Raw genomic sequence first — 15,848 nt, 5'->3', positions numbered from 1 at the left:
GCAGTTGCCAGCCCTGTACGCGAGCGTGTGTTCAGGTTTCCAGCAGCGCACGCACCCGGTCGCGATAGCCCCGGCTGACCTTGATGCGCGCGCCGGTATCCAGGTGCAGCAGGTACTCGCCGCTGTCCAGGCTCTCGGCACCGGTAATGCCCGTAGCGTTGACAATGGTGCTGCGGTGTACGCGCAGGAAGCGTGCGGGGTCGAGCATGGCTTCCAGCTCCTTCATGGTGACCCGCATGATGTGCGTTTTGCCGCCCGCGTGGATGCACATATAATCGCCCGCGGCGTCAATCCACGCGATGTCGACGGTTTTGATGAAGTGGATGGCATTGCCGTCACGCACCGTGAGTTTCTCCGGCCAGCCCTGGCGTCCGGACTCCGCCATGGCCTCTACGGTTTGCGCATTGGCGCCGGTCATGCCCATGACCAGGTTCATCAGCCGGGCTTTGTCGCGGGTCGAGGCCTGCTGCTGGTTGAACTGCCGGGCTCGCTCCACCGCCTCTTGCAGGCGCTCTTCGTCAATGGGTTTCAGGATGTAGTCCACGGCGTGGACCTTGAAGGCATCCACGGCGTAGGTGTCGTATGCGGTGACAAAAACCACCATGGGCAGGGTGTCTGCCTGCAGTTCCGACAGTACCTGAAAGCCGTCCATGCCCGGCATCTGGATATCCAGAAACAGCAGATCCGGCTCGTGCTCGGCAATTGCCTGCAGTGCCTGCTGGCCGTTGCTGCATTCCGCAACGATGTCGATGCCCGGAATGGTGCGCAGGCGCAGCGCGAGCCCCCGTCGGGCGAGGTCCTCATCATCGACAATCACGGTGGACAGGGCTTGCATCAGCGCGCCTCCTTGTATTCCAGTGGTATGCGTATGGTGGTGGTGAGGCCATGCGGCTCGGTAGCGCCTAGCCGGAAGCTCTGGCCCTCACCGTACAGTGCGCTCAGCCGGTCGCGGATATTGCCCAGCCCCACACCGCCGCCCTTGGCATTGCGCCCCACGCGCATGTCCAGCCCCGGGCCATCATCCGCCACGGCGAGCACCAGCTCGCCATTGTCCAGCGCAGCGCTGACGCCGATGCTGCCGCCTTTGACGGCGGTTGCGATTGCATACTTGATGGAGTTCTCCACCAGCGGTTGCAGCAGCAGGGATGGCATCAGCGCCTCGCGCACCTGGGGAGGCAGGTCGAAGTGCAACTGCAGACGCTCGCCAAAACGCACCTTCTCGATATCGAGGTACAGGCGCAGGGCTTCAAACTCTTCCGCCACCGTGACCTTTTCCATCGGGTCGTTTTCCAGTGAGTAGCGTAGAAAACGGCTCAGGCGGCCAACCATGGTGTTGGCCAGCTGGGTTTCCTGTTCCAGGATCAGCGTGGAGATGGCGTTCAGCGTGTTGAACAGGAAGTGCGGATTGAGCTGGTAGCGCAGCATTTTCAGCTGCGCCTGCTGTGCCATCGACATAGCCGTGAGCAGGCGTTCCTTGTCCGCCTGCACCAGCAGGTAATACTTGATGCCGAAATACAGCACACTCCACACCAGCATCACCCAGAACGCCGATACCGTGCCCGAGAAATAGTTGTACCAGGCCATATCCGGCTTGCCCAGTTGCTCATCCGGGAACATCTGCTGAAACAGGGTGGCGCGCAGGCCCATCCAGGCCAGCGCGGCGAGGTAGGAGCCACCCAGTAGAGCAACGCCGCGCCAGGGCAGGGCCATGTGCCAGGTACGCCGGTACAGGCTGCGCAGCAGCAGAGTGAAACCGATGCCGATGACGCTCACCAGTGGCAGGTAGAACTCATACCCTTCAGGCGGTTTGCTCCACACCATGATGCCGAGGTAGTAGGACACGCCCCAGCCGCTCCAGCCCGCCGCCTGGAGCGCCCAGAAGAGAATTGTCTTGTTCTGTAGAAGGTCCGAGGTGCGCATGGCTAGAGTATACGCTGGCCAACGGCCTGGCTTCACCCCGGTTCGTCGCAGCGTACTGTCACTTCATCGCGGTGTCGCCACCGCGGGGGTCTTTGCTGTGGCGGTTGGTTGCCGCGGCGCGGCGTCGGTTCAGCCCTTGCCCGCCGCGAAAGCCTGCAGTGCCTCCCCGGTCAAGCGGTAGCCTGTCCACTCGCTCTGGGGTCGTGCGCCGAAAGATTCGTAAAAGCGGATGGCGGGCTCATTCCAGTCCAGCACGTTCCATTCGAAGCGACCGCAGCCTTCGGCAACCGCGACTTGTGCCAGGTGGCGCAACAGTGCCTTGCCCGCGCCCTTGCCGCGGTGTGCCGGGTTGACGTAGAGATCTTCGAGGTACAGCCCGAGGCGCCCCAGCCAGGAGGAAAAGTTGAAGAAGTACAGGGCAAATCCCAGGGCCTCGCCATCCTCCTCGCAGATAACACCGTAGACCCGCGGGTTATCGCCGAACAGCAGCGCTTCCAGCTGTGGCACGGTGGCCTGCACTTCATCCAGTGCCCGCTCGTAGAGTGCCAGGTCGCGAATGAACTGCAGGATACGTGGGCAATCGTCCGGACGCGCCTGGCGAATCGTGAGCGTGCTCATCAGGTGCTGCTCCAGCTGCGCTGCATTTCGTAGTAGAGGAAAGAGGCGGTCCAGGTAATCAGCACCAGACCAGTCAGTGATTCAATGCCGATCAGGTAGCGCAGGTTGCCCTCCGGAAAGATGTCGCCAAAGCCGAGCGTGGTGAACACGGTGAAGGAGAAATAAATGCAGTCCAACAGGGAACCGTCAAAATATTCTCCGTGCAGGGCGCCCCAGCCAGGGGTGTTGATCATCAGATGAAAGGCGATGCCAAACACCCAGACTTCGATGGAGTGTGCCACCATGGCGCCGGCAACCCCGACAACAATACGCGCCCGGTGCACCATATTCAGGCGCGGCAGCAGGCGTGTCATCCAGTGCAGGAATTCGTAGTGAATCGCCACGGTGAGCATGACGATGAGCATGTTGACGGCGACGAGAGCGAACAAGCGCAGTGCACCTCGGAAGTTTCCGTCAGTTTACCGAAAAAAAAGCCGGAGCGCGCAAGGCACTCCGGCGCAAAAAAAAGCAGGTTACTGTTGCTGAGCGGCCAGCACCTCTTCGACCGTGGGCCCTTCCATGGTGACGTGTTCACGCGCCTTGACCTGATCGGGCCGAATGTCCGCCACATTCGTCATGAACTGGCTGTACCACTTGCGCACCAGGTTGATGGGACCATCGCCGTCACACATCAGCGGGTTGTCGATGATGCATTTGTTGTTCCAGATCGCCACGTCCTGGTGGAACGACTCGATATTCTTTTCCGTGTACTCATCCAGCATCTTCTGGTTTTCCTCGGGGCTCATGCTCGGGTCCTTGCGCATCATCACACCGAAGTTGATGATGAAGTTCTCCATATCAACGGGTACATGGCTGACCAGCAGGTGCACCGTCATCGGGTGACCGTCCATGCTGCCGGTCATTGTGGTGGTCATGTAGGCGGGGCCTTCATAGGTGGCCACGCTGGTGATCAGCCCGCCATCGCCCTCGGTGAGGAGCTGGTGGCCGCCGACCATATACTGCACAAATTTGTGCCCTTCCATGGTGTTGCGGAATGATTTCACGGCGGAGTAGTGAATGGGGCCGAAGTGCGCCATGTCCGCCATGTTGTCGACCAGTTCCCGGCCCAGGGTTTCAATGGGAATGGCGCGCATTTCCCAGTCAGTCCAGTCACCGGAATACCAGTCTGCCATTTCGGCGGGTTCCTGGCCGGGGATGGGGGCGTTGTTTTCGGGATCCTGCCACACGAGTACCAGACCGTTGCGTTCCAGCACCGGCCAGGATTTGATGACCGCTTTTTCCGGAATTTTCTTCGCGTAGGGGATGTCGTCACAGACCCCGTCAGCGCCCCAGCTCCACAGATGGAAGGGGCACACCACGGAGTTGCCACACACCTTGCCGCCACTCAGGTCGCCGCCCATGTGCGGGCAGTAGGCGTCGAGTATGTGCACGGCACCGTCCTCTTCGCCGCGGTAGGCGACCAGTTTCGTGCCGAACACTTCCAGCATGCGTGGCGCGGTGGTGACACTGGCCGCGTTGCCAATGACATACCAGCCGCGTGCGTAGCGCTCGGGGCGGGGTTCGGCCTTGATTACATAGGGTTCGATTTTCTGTTGAACAGTCATGGGTATCTCCGCTGCAGTGTGCTGCCCGTTATGGTTTCTGATATCAGAGGAAGAAGTCGGCGTTGGGCTGGCCCATCAGGTTCCCGCCGAGGTTGCGGCCGAACTTGAACGGGTTGTTGGCCACATGGGTGCGCCCCGCGTTGATATCCAGCCACGCCCGATTCAAGGGGTGGCCGCGATGGATACCCTGCGCGCCGCAGGCGATGAACATGGCGTTGATGGCATCCGCGCATTTGGCGCCGACGCGCGAGGCATCGAAACGCATCTTGATACGTTCCTCCATGGGCAGCGAGCGCCCTTCGCGCGCGGCATCCAGCATCGTGTCGAAATTGCGGAACATGATGGTTTCGCATTCATCCACCGTGGCGATGGCATTGGCCAGGGCCATCTGCGCATCGGGATCGGTGGCGATCTTGTTGCCATCGTTCAGGCCGACCCGTTCGCGATTCACTTTCACGTAGCTGTCGGTGACACCGCGCAGGGCTCCGATGGCGGAACTGCACACGGCGCGCACAAAAATCTGGCCGAAGGGCAGACGGAAAATCGGATGCGTGTTCACGGCGTTGCCCGGGCTGTTGCACTCGAAGCCGTGAATGGAGCGGTGCGTGCGGTACTCGGGTACGAAGGCGTCCTTCACCACGATATCGTGGCTGCCGGTACCTTCCAGGCCGCTCACATCCCAGTTGTCGACAATGTCGTAGTCGCTGCGCGGTACCAGGAACGTACGGTAGTCGGGTGCATCGCCCTCTTTCTCGGCGGGAATCATGGCGCCGAGGAAGGCCCAGCCGCAGTGCTTGGAGCCAGAGGAAAAGCCCCAGTGGCCGCTCAACGTGTAGCCACCGTCGACGCGGGTCACCTTGCCGACCGGCATGTAGGACGAGGAGATCAGTACGCTGGTATCTTCGCCCCAGACGTCCTGCTGGGCGCGCTGGTCGAACAGCGCCAGCTGCCAGTTGTGGATCGCCACCACGCCCAGTACCCAGGCCGTGGACATGCAGCCCTCAGCCAGCGTCATCTGCACACGAAAAAACACTTCCGGCTCCATTTCGTAGCCGCCGAAACGGGCGGGCTGCATGATGCGGAAGAACCCGGCTTCCTGCATTTCGCGCACGGTTGCTTCGGGCAGGTGGCCCAGGCTGGCAGCTTCTGTCTGGCGCTCACGCAGGACAGGCACCATTTTGCGGGCGCTGGCGTAGAGGCGGTCGATGTCGTTCATTTGTTGTGCGGTCATGGTTATTCTCCGAGTCCGGGTCATCTTTGATACCGACTATCCTCCTCCCGGGGCAAGTCGCTCATACCTCATCTGCGGTATAACCGGGGGTGAAAAGCGGGGAGCTTGATCCATGTCAAGAGAACCGGGGCAGGTCAGCAGCGCGCCCTGATCTGCCAACTGATCTATACTGAGCAGATGCCTCACCCACTGACTATTACTCGCGCCATCGCGCTCATCTTTCTGGCTGATGTGGCACTGGCTGCCGACACCACGGTGTACCGTTCCGAGGGGCCCAACGGCACGGTGCAGTTCTCAGATACGCCACCGGCGGAGTCCGCCGGCACCGAGGTGCTGCGGATACGCCCCCCACAGGCGGGAGATCCCGCAGCGGCCGAACAACAGCTCAGAGCGATGCGCTACAGCACGGACCGGTTAGCGGAAAGTCGTCGTGAACGAGAGCTGGAACGTGAGGTGGCAAGGCTGCGGGCACAGGTTGCGGCCCGTCCCCCCGCCCGGCAATCCCAGCCCGAGTCGACCATCCACTATGTGCCGGTGTATGTGCCCTCCGCGGTGATCCCATGGCGTCCTGGGCATCGGCCGCGCCCGCCACGCCGACCCGACCTGCGCCCGCCGCTGCAACACCCGGGAATCATCCCCGGGCCCAACAGCCAGTTGATGCGCCCGATTGTTTCCGACCGCTGAAACCCGTTTGGGCGCCGCTCCCGTCTTGTTAAAGTGCGCACTCGGAACGGTGAAGCACGGAGCAATGCCATGGAACTGGTAATGATTTTCGATATGCGCACGCCGGCATTCGGTGTAGGCAGGGAAGCGGCCTATGCCGCAGCGCTGGATATGGCCGAGTGGGCTGATCGGGTGGGTTTTGATGTGCTGGGTTTTGGCGAGCATCACTGCGCCGACGACGGCTATAACCCCTCGCCGCTGGTCCTGGCCGCGGCGATGGCGGGGCGCACCCGGCAGGTCGCATTGCGTACCGCGGTATTGCTCGCCCCGTTGTACGACCCGGTGCGGCTGGCGGAAGATCTGGCGGTGGCCCAACTGGCCAGCGCCGGGCGTATGCAGCTCGGCCTGGGGTTTGGCTACCGGCCGGTCGAATTTGCCATGTATGGTCAGCGCGTCGAAGACCGTTTCGAAGTGACCTGCAACACCGCGCGGCTACTGAAAAAGGCCTGGACCGGCGAGCCCTTCAACTACGAGGGGCGCCCCTGCCTGGTGTCGCCAGTGCCGGAAAAACCGGTGCCGATCCTGCTCGGTGGCATGGCGCCCAAGGTGGCGCGCATAGCCGCCGAAATTGCCGATGGTTTTCTCGTGCCGCTGTTTCCGCCCAAGGTTTGGCAACCCTACCGCGACGCCTGCCTGCGCCTGGGTAAACCGGACCCGGGTCCTTATCCACGCCAGGGGCCCACGTTCCTCTGGGTGTCTGAAGACCCGGAGGTTGACTGGCAATGGATCGCGCCGCACATCCTGCATGTGCTGGATTCCTATTCACGCTGGACGGCCGATGCCTACGGCACGCCCCAGGGCCCCTACGCCGGTCGCATGACCGCTGAGTCGGTGCGTGAAAGTGGCGCCTACAAGGTGCTGCGCCCGGAGGACGTTGTGACCATGGCGCGCGAGTTGGGTGACCACAGTTCGCTGTACCTGACGCCTCTCTTCGGGGGCATTGATCCCGAGCAGGGTTGGAAAATGCTGCGGTTGTTCGAAGAGCAAGTGCTGCCGCATCTGCGGCGCAACGGCGTGAAGCCACGCTGGGGTATGCCCGCCTAGCGTATCGAGCGCTCTTGCCTCGGGGCGGCAGCGATACAGCGGTGAAGCCGCTGCAGGTGCTCGCTCAAGCGAGCCGGCGTACCAACTGATCAAGCAGCTCTTCTGCGGCCACCATGGCGACAATGACGGCGAGGAAGGCCACCACGCCGTGCAAAGGGCCGCTGAATACAAGCGCGTCGCCGAAGGCCATGTCAATTGCCCAGAGCATGACGAACTTTGACAGGAACAGTACCACCCACGCGCTGAAGAAGCGCAGGAATTGCCAGCCAAAGCCACTGCGGCCTGTAAACCATCCGGCGATGCGGTGTTCTACCACCAGCGTGCCCTGCAACAGTAGCTGCAGCAGCAATGCGGCGGCCAGCGTGATGCTGAAAGACGATATCTGTACGTGCTGCCAGTACTCTGCACACAGGTTCAATACCACCAGGTCGATGAGAATGGAGATCAGGTAGCGGACGAACAGCCTTTGGCGGCCGCTGGGTACGGCGAACGGTTCGCGGGTAACGTGGTGGTGCGGTTTCATACGATTGCTATATCCTTGGGGCTCAGTGCCTGCGCTACCAATTTCTGTTCTAGACGCACCGCTACGTGCTTTCACGGTAGGCAGTATACCGTAGCGTTTCAGGGAGGTCCGCCGCGCCGCATGCAATCATTCCGCGAGGCCGACACGACAGCCCGCAACCGGGCCATGAATTACTTCGCCAGCCATCAACGCCTGTGGCTGTTCGGTTACGGCTCGTTGATTTACAAGGTCGACTTTCCGTTTCTGCAACGGCGCCCTGCTGTCATTCGCGGATGGGAACGCCGTTTCTGGCAGGGTTCACACGACCATCGTGGAACGCCCGCGGCACCGGGCCGCGTGGTCACCCTGGTGGAAAGCGCCGACGCTTTTTGCCGGGGCATGGCGTTTGAGATTACCCCGGACGTTTTCGAACACCTCGACAATCGGGAAAAAAATGGCTACCTGAGGGTCGTGGTGGATGTGCAATTTGCGGACGGCGCGTGCGAAGAGGCGCTGGTGTATATCGCGGGGCCGGATAACCCCGCCTACCTGGGGCCCGCGAGTGAGGCAGACATTGCCGCGCAGATAAACCACGCGATTGGCCCGAGTGGGCTCAACCGCGACTACCTCTTGCATCTCGCTGACGCGCTGCGGGATCTGGGGGCGGAGGATGCCCATGTATTTGGTCTGGAGCGCTTACTGCGCAAACAGGGGTGAGTATGGAGCCTGAATTCTGGTACGAACGCTGGCAACACAACGAAATTGGCTTTCACGCCGCCGAGGCGAATCCGCTGTTGGTGGCCCATTGGGGTGCGCTGTCGCTGGTCGCCGGCGATCGTGTTTTTGTGCCCCTGTGCGGAAAGACACTCGATATTGGCTGGCTGCTCTCACAGGGATACCGTGTGGTGGGTGCGGAGCTGAGTGAAAAGGCGGTTCAGGAGCTCTTTGCCGAATTGGGTCTGGTGCCCGAAATCTCCGAGCTGGACGAGCTGCGGTGTTATCGCGGCAATGGTGTGGATGTGTTCGTGGGTGACATCTTTGACCTGACGCAGGGCTTGCTGGGTGAGGTGCAGGCGATCTATGACCGTGCAGCCCTGGTCGCGCTGCCTTTCTCAATGCGACGACGCTACACCGCACACCTGCGTGTGATCACGGCGACGGCACCGCAGTTGCTGTTGTGCTTTGAGTACGATCAGCGAGCCATGGATGGGCCGCCTTTCTCGATTTCCGATGAGGAGGTGGCGCGGCATTACGCCGGCCACTACGACCTGTTGAAGTTGGCCAGTGTCGCAGTGACCGGAGGACTCAAGGGGCAATGTGCGGCGCGAGAGAACGTGTGGTTGCTCAATCAGGCAGTCGTGGGATAGCCTACAATCGATGTCCAGCCACCTATTCGCGAGGCAGTTCAGATGACATTAGAAGTGATCGGGGCGGGTTTCGGCCGCACGGGTACCATGTCCCTGAAGGCGGCACTGGAGCACCTGGGCTACCCCTGCTATCACATGGTGGAATGTTTTCCCAAAGGGCCTGAACACTGGAAGCTGTGGGAACAGGTAGGGACCGGCACGCCGGACTGGGACAGGATTTTCGAGGGCTTTACCGCGACGGTCGATTTCCCGGCGTGTACCAGCTACGCCGCCCTTGCCAACCATTACCCGGATGCCAGAGTTGTACTTACCGTACGCGATCCGGAGAAGTGGTTTATTTCGGTCCAGAACACCATATTCGGTAAAGAGTGGATCGAGTTCCTGCCGGACACCGAAGCAGGGGCGTACACGAAAGCAACAATCAATGACTACTTTGATGGTCGCATGCACGACCGTAAGCACCTAATCAGGCGCTTTAACGAACATGTTGCCGAGGTGCGGGCAACCATCGACCCCGAGCGGTTGCTGGTCTTCGAGGTGGCGGATGGCTGGGAGCCACTCTGCGAGTTCCTGGAAATGCCCGTGCCGCAGGAACCGTTTCCGAACATCAACGATACAGAGGCCGTGCAGGGAATCATCAAGGCGATTATGGACAATGGCTTCCCGGCTGTGATCGGCTATAAGGGTTAGCAGTTAATCTCGCTGGCCCCATTTTCTTTCGATCCATGTTTTCGTGGGAATGCCAAACCCATTCCGGAGCAGTATCAGCAAATCCAAAGAAAGCAATTTTCCGGATCGTTCGTTTCCCGTGACAGCCAGACAGATCGTCGTACCTGGTTCATAATCGCGTCTGGCGGCATCAGCGAACGCCGAGACATTGCCTGATATTTCACAGTTTGTCCGCGGTTTTGGGAATGGTATGCAGGGGGCAGGTAACCGACGCAGTTTTCGTACCCTACCGCTCGCGACTACTCGTATGAACTGGGTAACAAGGAGCAGCATAGAGACCGCAGGGAACTTTCGTCTAGATTCGATTCAGCGCTCCAAGAGCGAGGCTGAGAGGTTGCCGTAACGATATAAGCATAAGGGGGTAAAATGGTGCCCGGAGACAGAATCGAACTGCCGACACGGGGATTTTCAATTTGGCTGGCCAAACTAAATACTCTATTTAATCAGCCAGTTACGACGTTTGCCCCCAATTCTAATGTGACGTAATGGTACTGAATATTTGATGGTGCGATTTTGTGTGGTCACAATTGTGGCCACAGTCTGTGCTCAATCCCTAGATCTAATGATCTAGCAGCTGCCCGCACAATTGTTAGTTTGAGTCCGCACCTAAGCCGCCATTCTACTTGCGCTGTCGCTAAGGGCAGTTGATCTCCCAAAGTCGCTGTTTCCTAAAATGGGTGAGTCATAGTTTTAAATGACGTCCGGTTATTTCGGATGGATTTGAAGTGCGAGTAGCTAACATACTAATTTCATGATAAAAATATTCTTTTCTTCGGCTCCGGTAGCCGAGTGAACCGGAATGAGGTTATTCGGTCCGGTCTTGTTAATCCGCTGTTAGAAGGCCGATCAACATGAATGCCAAATCAAACCCCAAGCCGCAAGCAGCGTCATCTCGTTCACCGTATCTTGGCGTTCGTCTACCAGCAACCGGAACGGTCTCTTGCAACGAGTATTTAGCTTCATTCCGCCAAATCAATCGTTTCCTTTATTTCGTTATTGGAATGGCGGGCCACATTGAAAAGGTGTCTGAGAGCGCCCACAGTGCCCTGCTTTCAGTTGAAGATGATCTGGAGAAGCAGGCCCAGATGGAGCGAGATTGGAGGGAGCGCCGAAGCACGATTGACGACCTACGGGAGAATCGTCAATTCTTTATGGAGGTTGTTTTAGTCAGGCACGTCGAGAACTACCTGAACTACTTGTCGTCTCTGCTGAGAGAGATATTTGTCTCTCGGCCGGAGACATTGCGTTCATCGGACAAGATTGATTTGGAAACGGTCTTGAAGCATGACAGCATTCAAGATCTTGTGCAGACAGTTGCTGAGCGTAAGGTTGAAAGCCTAACTTATTCGTCATTCAGTAGCCTTGAGGAATTCTTTTCAAATAGGTTTAGTCTCGTGCTTGTAGACGATAAGGGGCGTCAAAAAGTCATTGAGGCAATAGAGGCCCGGAATATCTCGGTTCACAATCGCTGCGTAATCAATCAGCGATACATCTCGCGGACTGGTGCAAAGCAAACCGATTGTGGTGAATTGAAAGCTCTTTGGATCGGAGATGTTGAGGCATTTGCCAAGGTGGCCACGCTCTCGGTTTTGGCTGTAGACAAGGGTGCAAGAAAGCGTTTGAAAGTCCCAGGCCACCGCTTTTCAAAATTGGGCGGCTAGCGTGCGGCCTTCTAACTCAGGCGTTATGCGCCTCCAATTCCATTCACCGGAGAGCGATATGGGCACGGAACCGAGAAATATCCAGCCACAACCAGCGTCGATAGTTGCCAAGACTTATCCCGCTACAGTGCTAGTTACACCTGCTGCTGTGATAGAGAGAGTTGAGTTGTCGAACAAGCTTTCAGAGTACGAGCAGATTCAGATAGCTGACTGGATCACTGAGCGGTTTGATGACCTCGGAGCGCCAATTAAGGAAGGTCCAGCCTTTATCGAAGCCTTGTATCAGGCGTTCTCGGGGCGGCTCTCATCGGAGGGCTTTTCAACCCTGATCAAGCTCATTGAGCAAATGCTCCAATGACGCATAATAAGTACATGTTGTCGCAGCCCGTGGCTGCTTGGACGCCAAAGTGCTGCGCGCTTCGCCGGCCCGAATGTAGGCGTTAAGAGGCCAAGGGGGGATCGTGCCTAGACCACCAACAGATCGGGAAATCTTGCAAAGGATACATGATCGCTATCTAGATCAATTTGGTCGCTTTTCACCATGGCGATCGGCGACAATTTACACGCCGTACATTTTCCAATGCTGTCAGCGGTACTTGCTGAGTTACATCAGTTATGGTTCAGGTTTACTGCGCCATTGATCGTTTCAGCGGCGGCCCTAAAAAATTTCCATTGTTGGCTTGGTTTGTTGAGCCTCTTAACAAGAAGTGGGAATGCGGTTCTAGTGTGGCCGGACGGCAAAACCGTTGCACCGTTTCACCGCCGTTACGCAAGGCCTTTGGCACTTTGGAGAGGTATGTGACTGACCAAACTGAAATTCCAGAACCAAAGGACTCGGGTTCCGATGGAACTCAGGTCAATTCCGATGGTGGCAGTGAACTGGTTGCAGCCCAACCGCTCACCGCTCCGATGGCTAAATCGATTACCGGCCTCGCGGCATCGCGTTCGCGCGCCTTTGGCGGAGAAGTTGCCTCGACCCTTGTCGCTGGGATCACATCCCAGATGGCAGTTGAGTTGGATCAGACGAAGCAAGAACTTGCATTACTGCGAACAGATAGAGAATCGCTAAGAGACGACCTTGCCAATGAGAGGATAAACTCAGCGATCCTGAATGAGCGAATTTCCGCATTCCAATCGACGCGGCACCTGAAAAATGTTGGTATTGCTGTGGGCACTATACTTCTGGGAGGCGGTGTTCAACTTTCACGTGCGGACAACGCTGAGCTTGTTGGGGTGGCAACTGGAGTGATAGGAGCTGTTCTCGTCCTAATGAGCTGGCTTTCAGTGCCTAAGGGAGGTGACAGGTGATTGTCTCTGACCTGGCCGAATTGAAGCTTTATCCGGTGGCAAACAGGGGGGTCCCAAATTCTGAGCATGTGCCAATACATGTGCTGCAGCCTACGGACATGGGGCGGTACGGACTGATGGTCGGGATTACAGGGCCGCAACGATTTGCTATGCCAGTCCAAGACAACTTGTTCTGGTTCGGTGATGGGATAGTGAATACCGGGGACTGGATATTCCTATACACCGGAAGCGGCTCGCCGAGGACTCATGACTTGCCAAATTCTCCAGGAGGCAAGATCTACACTGTTCACTGGGGCCGGCGAAAGACCATGTTTGCAAACTCTATAGTGGTTCCGATCCTATTCCGTACTGACACCGTCGACGTGGGAGTCCCACCTGGAGATCTCCCACAGATTGGTGCGGAAGGTGCCTAATAAGGCGTTGCACGCGACGTTTGACGGGCTGCGCGCTTTTACTTTCGCAAAAGCAGGCATCGCCTCGAACGCAGTTGAGCTCAGGTGTTATATGTCTGGTTTCGGTCGATAGCTCCCCGCTCTGGAGCCGAATTATAACCGTGTAAACCCTCCGCGGCTGGTGTTGTGTAGCACGTAAACTGCGATTGAGTCTTGCCGCATCAACCCGTAGCCTTTCGGTGACAAACCACAGGATTCGGACGCAAATATGGTTAGTAAGGAGTTTGGTCGCTACTCCGCCGCTGATCTACTGGCGCTCACGCAGCAACTTCGATCGGTTGAGTCAGACTTGGCTGAACTAAGGGGGTTCATGACCTCGCTACCAGGTGGGTTTGCTGAGCACTTAACCCCGCCCTTTTTCTGGGCTACCTTCTACAAGGTTCCCTTCCTGGATCTGGTGGCCTGGCAGCTCAAATTACTTAGTCTGGAATCCAAATTTGCTGAGGTTGCTCAAACTTCAGATCCTCACGTCGCGATCCTGAGTCAACTCAAGGGATTTGAGCCAGAAGTCGATCCAGAAAATGCCAAATATATTCTGGGTATTGCGATGGCCCTAAGGGGTAACCTTCGATCCATGTGCTTCTACAGTAAATCCTTGGAGGAGTTGACCAAGGAAGTTGAAAAAGGCAATGACGGAGCTTTTTTTGACGCGATACTTATCGACCGAACCATACTGACTTGCCCTCCTTTTGCTGATCGAATGGCTTTGGCGGAGTACCAGGGTGATGAGGAATTCTTCCAGAAAGTCAGCAAACGGCTTCGGCAAGGGGCTCCCACCAAGAAAATGAAACCCTACGCGCCATTGCGAGTATGTCTTTATGTATTGGAACAAGAGAATTGCCTCGCTTCCCTGACAGAAAAGCGCGCCTATGAGCTATTTTGTCAGGAACTGAAGCTTTATCCCGATGATGTCGAAGGGGATGCCTCCAGGAGTCTCAAGCGCCTTATCCAGCGTTGGCAATCTGATCGCGCGACATAAAACTCGCAGATTCTGTCGTCGTCTATTCGCCCCTGAGGAATAAGTATGACGGCCATGTCTGATCAAGGAGAATCAACATGGCTAAACAAGACTCAGTATCGATAGGTGTATCGAGCCCATCCACTGATGAGGGAGAGTGTGTGGGGGCGGGAGTGTCGCAGACAACCCCGCACCCACACCTCCCCGCCGTCGAGGCAGGTGCGCCGCCTAGTAACACAGCACCTGCAAACAGCATTCAACGAAACCCGTCCACGCAGATCCTCCGCACGGGTATAGACAGCCTGTATCTGTCATATCCGGGTAGTTTGTCAGATGCACAGGCAAGGCACTTCGACGAGCTCAAGGAACGTGCTAAATCAGCTGACCCGGTCGTTTCGTCGAGTGCTGTTTTTGTGGTGGACGATCATCGCTTCGAAGTGCGGGATCGTGGAAAGGGGCGGTTCCCCTATGTTTTGGTGGATAACTGGTTTCATATCCAGGTGTGCGGTGAAAAGGCACATAGGCTCCCACTCGCCTATGTGCAACTCAGTAGCGAGCTGATCACTCGCGCAGGTTGGGCTGCGGCAACAGGTGCCCTGTCGAGTGTGGTAAGCCAGCTTGGTGGAGCCTCGATCACCCCAAACGTTAGTCGTGTGGATATCTGCGTTGATTTCACAACAGAGGTAGACATTGGTTCACTGGCTCTGGATGCCTGGGTTACTCGAGCCAATCAGGCAAGCAATTATTATACAACCCGGCGCTTCACGGGATATGCCTTTGGCTTGGGCGGAGATATATCAGCACGACTGTACGACAAGACCGAGGAGATCCAGAAGTCTAAAAAATACTATCTTCACGAACTGTGGCAAGCGTCTGGCTGGCACGGCACGACGACGGTCTGGCGTCTTGAGTTTCAGTTTAAACGGAATGTCCTCAAAGAGCTTGGGGTGGAAACTACAGAGCACCTCGGCGCAAGCCTTGCGGCCCTGTGGCGCTATGGCGCGAACAACTGGCTGCGTTTAACCGTACCCAGTGCGTCTGACGATAGCCGCACCCGCTGGCCGAACCATCCTCTGTGGGATCACCTGGTGCAAGCAAATTGGGGCGTTCCACGTAGCGAAAACCTCTCACGCATTAGTCGCGCGCGGGTACCTGACGATCACTTTCTGTTTAAACATGGGTTGAGTGGGATCACCTCCTACATGGCTCGAGAGGGTATTTCCGATTTCTTTGAGGGGCTCGAGCGATATATCCGGGACGCGGTGAGTTACCACCGGGCTACGGGTTGGGGGTCAGGCGCTGACCTGACGCGCTATGCCCAACTTAAATCGCGCGAGAAAGCCAGACGCTACAACACCCTGTCCAGCCCATCCCCCGTGCCTGACGCAGGCGCTGAGGGTGGGGAGTGAGTGCGTATTCCAGACCAAGCCTGCCACTGATTCCACGCGAAGCCTGCCACCCATTCCACAGCAAAGCTGCCACTGATTCCAGACGAAGCCTGCCACCCCGGCAGGCAGTCTGAGGTCACCCAACGGAGCGCCCCGACGCGGGATAACTAACCGGTACTCTGAGCCTTTCCACACGGAGGGGAACAGATGCCAGCGAAGAGGTTATCCATGCGTAAAATCAAAGAGGTGCTGCGCCTCAAATGGGCCCAGGGCCTGAGCAACCGGCAGATTGCCACCGCCTGTGGCATTGGCCGCCCCACCGTCAGCGAGTATCTGCGTCGTG

18 protein-coding genes are annotated in these 15,848 nt (G+C 57.7%); 11 read left to right on the top strand and 7 right to left on the bottom strand.

Annotated elements, in window-relative coordinates; genetic code table 11:
* Positions 1–31: 31 nt before the first annotated feature.
* The 6 genes from G533_RS0110410 to G533_RS0110385 form a co-directional block, all read right to left on the bottom strand.
* Positions 32–835 (bottom strand): LytR/AlgR family response regulator transcription factor, encoded by an 804-nt coding sequence (locus G533_RS0110410; RefSeq protein WP_027949894.1) that lies wholly within the window; start codon positions 833–835, stop codon positions 32–34.
* Positions 835–1,920 (bottom strand): sensor histidine kinase, encoded by a 1,086-nt coding sequence (locus tag G533_RS0110405; protein WP_027949893.1) that lies wholly within the window; start codon positions 1,918–1,920, stop codon positions 835–837. The genes G533_RS0110410 and G533_RS0110405 overlap by 1 nt, the downstream gene beginning before the upstream one ends.
* A gap of 129 nt (positions 1,921–2,049) precedes the next feature.
* Positions 2,050–2,538, bottom strand: a complete 489-nt coding sequence (locus tag G533_RS0110400) for a GNAT family N-acetyltransferase (RefSeq protein WP_027949892.1) — start codon at positions 2,536–2,538, stop codon at positions 2,050–2,052.
* The gene (locus G533_RS0110395) at positions 2,538–2,966 is read right to left on the bottom strand and encodes a potassium channel family protein (RefSeq protein WP_027949891.1); all 429 of its coding nucleotides are present in this window, start codon (positions 2,964–2,966) and stop codon (positions 2,538–2,540) included. The genes G533_RS0110400 and G533_RS0110395 overlap by 1 nt, the downstream gene beginning before the upstream one ends.
* A gap of 84 nt (positions 2,967–3,050) precedes the next feature.
* On the bottom strand, positions 3,051–4,142 hold the full coding sequence (locus G533_RS0110390; RefSeq protein ID WP_027949890.1) for a 3-ketosteroid-9-alpha-monooxygenase, oxygenase component: 1,092 nt from the start codon (positions 4,140–4,142) through the stop codon (positions 3,051–3,053).
* Positions 4,143–4,185: 43 nt separating this feature from the next.
* Complete coding sequence (locus G533_RS0110385; protein ID WP_205622598.1) at positions 4,186–5,373, bottom strand: acyl-CoA dehydrogenase family protein; 1,188 nt, start codon at positions 5,371–5,373, stop codon at positions 4,186–4,188.
* Positions 5,374–5,478: 105 nt separating this feature from the next.
* Between G533_RS0110385 and G533_RS0110380 the strand changes: the two genes are divergently transcribed.
* Together G533_RS0110380 and G533_RS21550 are read left to right on the top strand one after the other, a co-directional pair.
* Entirely contained in the window at positions 5,479–6,057 is a 579-nt protein-coding gene (locus G533_RS0110380; RefSeq protein WP_051230203.1) for a DUF4124 domain-containing protein, read from the top strand.
* 69 nt (positions 6,058–6,126) lie between these two features.
* A complete protein-coding gene (locus G533_RS21550; RefSeq protein ID WP_051230202.1) occupies positions 6,127–7,140 on the top strand; it encodes an LLM class flavin-dependent oxidoreductase in 1,014 nt (337 codons plus the stop codon).
* A gap of 64 nt (positions 7,141–7,204) precedes the next feature.
* Here the strand turns inward: G533_RS21550 and G533_RS0110370 are convergent, their stop codons facing one another.
* A complete protein-coding gene (locus G533_RS0110370; protein WP_027949887.1) occupies positions 7,205–7,663 on the bottom strand; it encodes a hypothetical protein in 459 nt (152 codons plus the stop codon).
* Between the two features lie 120 nt (positions 7,664–7,783).
* Between G533_RS0110370 and G533_RS0110365 the strand changes: the two genes are divergently transcribed.
* The 9 genes from G533_RS0110365 to G533_RS24535 all read left to right on the top strand — a co-directional run.
* Positions 7,784–8,359 carry a gamma-glutamylcyclotransferase gene (locus G533_RS0110365; protein WP_027949886.1) on the top strand — a complete coding sequence of 192 codons (576 nt, stop codon included), beginning with the start codon at positions 7,784–7,786 and terminating at the stop codon, positions 8,357–8,359.
* Positions 8,360–8,361: 2 nt separating this feature from the next.
* Positions 8,362–9,009, top strand: a complete 648-nt coding sequence (gene tmpT / locus G533_RS0110360) for a thiopurine S-methyltransferase (RefSeq protein WP_027949885.1) — start codon at positions 8,362–8,364, stop codon at positions 9,007–9,009.
* Positions 9,010–9,051: 42 nt separating this feature from the next.
* A complete protein-coding gene (locus G533_RS21545; protein WP_158413412.1) occupies positions 9,052–9,699 on the top strand; it encodes a sulfotransferase family protein in 648 nt (215 codons plus the stop codon).
* Between the two features lie 890 nt (positions 9,700–10,589).
* Positions 10,590–11,399 carry a hypothetical protein gene (locus G533_RS0110350; protein WP_144079852.1) on the top strand — a complete coding sequence of 270 codons (810 nt, stop codon included), beginning with the start codon at positions 10,590–10,592 and terminating at the stop codon, positions 11,397–11,399.
* 58 nt (positions 11,400–11,457) lie between these two features.
* The gene (locus G533_RS0110345; protein ID WP_027949883.1) at positions 11,458–11,757 is read left to right on the top strand and encodes a hypothetical protein; all 300 of its coding nucleotides are present in this window, start codon (positions 11,458–11,460) and stop codon (positions 11,755–11,757) included.
* A gap of 257 nt (positions 11,758–12,014) precedes the next feature.
* On the top strand, positions 12,015–12,707 hold the full coding sequence (locus G533_RS0110340; protein ID WP_144079851.1) for a hypothetical protein: 693 nt from the start codon (positions 12,015–12,017) through the stop codon (positions 12,705–12,707).
* A gap of 660 nt (positions 12,708–13,367) precedes the next feature.
* On the top strand, positions 13,368–14,138 hold the full coding sequence (locus G533_RS0110330) for a hypothetical protein (RefSeq protein WP_027949880.1): 771 nt from the start codon (positions 13,368–13,370) through the stop codon (positions 14,136–14,138).
* Positions 14,139–14,215: 77 nt separating this feature from the next.
* Positions 14,216–15,526 carry a hypothetical protein gene (locus G533_RS21540; protein ID WP_051230200.1) on the top strand — a complete coding sequence of 437 codons (1,311 nt, stop codon included), beginning with the start codon at positions 14,216–14,218 and terminating at the stop codon, positions 15,524–15,526.
* Between the two features lie 186 nt (positions 15,527–15,712).
* Positions 15,713–15,848, top strand: a 136-nt coding sequence (locus G533_RS24535) for a helix-turn-helix domain-containing protein (RefSeq protein ID WP_144079850.1), incomplete at its 3' end; no start/stop codon positions are given.

Source organism: Haliea salexigens DSM 19537, assembly GCF_000423125.1.
Lineage (GTDB): Bacteria > Pseudomonadota > Gammaproteobacteria > Pseudomonadales > Halieaceae > Haliea > Haliea salexigens.
This window is presented reverse-complemented; position numbering and strand designations above follow the sequence as displayed.

What these genes read in the sequence shown, in the direction of transcription:
- G533_RS0110410 (WP_027949894.1), bottom strand. Translation starts at nt 835, where the DNA reads ATGCAAGCCCTGTCCACCGTGATTGTCGATGATGAGGACCTCGCCCGA.
- G533_RS0110405 (WP_027949893.1), bottom strand. Translation starts at nt 1,920, where the DNA reads ATGCGCACCTCGGACCTTCTACAGAACAAGACAATTCTCTTCTGGGCG.
- G533_RS0110400 (WP_027949892.1), bottom strand. Translation starts at nt 2,538, where the DNA reads ATGAGCACGCTCACGATTCGCCAGGCGCGTCCGGACGATTGCCCACGT.
- G533_RS0110390 (WP_027949890.1), bottom strand. Translation starts at nt 4,142, where the DNA reads ATGACTGTTCAACAGAAAATCGAACCCTATGTAATCAAGGCCGAACCC.
- G533_RS0110385 (WP_205622598.1), bottom strand. Translation starts at nt 5,373, where the DNA reads ATGACCGCACAACAAATGAACGACATCGACCGCCTCTACGCCAGCGCC.
- G533_RS21550 (WP_051230202.1), top strand. Translation starts at nt 6,127, where the DNA reads ATGGAACTGGTAATGATTTTCGATATGCGCACGCCGGCATTCGGTGTA.
- G533_RS0110370 (WP_027949887.1), bottom strand. Translation starts at nt 7,663, where the DNA reads ATGAAACCGCACCACCACGTTACCCGCGAACCGTTCGCCGTACCCAGC.
- G533_RS0110365 (WP_027949886.1), top strand. Translation starts at nt 7,784, where the DNA reads ATGCAATCATTCCGCGAGGCCGACACGACAGCCCGCAACCGGGCCATG.
- tmpT (WP_027949885.1), top strand. Translation starts at nt 8,362, where the DNA reads ATGGAGCCTGAATTCTGGTACGAACGCTGGCAACACAACGAAATTGGC.
- G533_RS21545 (WP_158413412.1), top strand. Translation starts at nt 9,052, where the DNA reads ATGACATTAGAAGTGATCGGGGCGGGTTTCGGCCGCACGGGTACCATG.
- G533_RS0110350 (WP_144079852.1), top strand. Translation starts at nt 10,590, where the DNA reads ATGAATGCCAAATCAAACCCCAAGCCGCAAGCAGCGTCATCTCGTTCA.
- G533_RS0110345 (WP_027949883.1), top strand. Translation starts at nt 11,458, where the DNA reads ATGGGCACGGAACCGAGAAATATCCAGCCACAACCAGCGTCGATAGTT.
- G533_RS0110340 (WP_144079851.1), top strand. Translation starts at nt 12,015, where the DNA reads ATGGTTCAGGTTTACTGCGCCATTGATCGTTTCAGCGGCGGCCCTAAA.
- G533_RS0110330 (WP_027949880.1), top strand. Translation starts at nt 13,368, where the DNA reads ATGGTTAGTAAGGAGTTTGGTCGCTACTCCGCCGCTGATCTACTGGCG.
- G533_RS21540 (WP_051230200.1), top strand. Translation starts at nt 14,216, where the DNA reads ATGGCTAAACAAGACTCAGTATCGATAGGTGTATCGAGCCCATCCACT.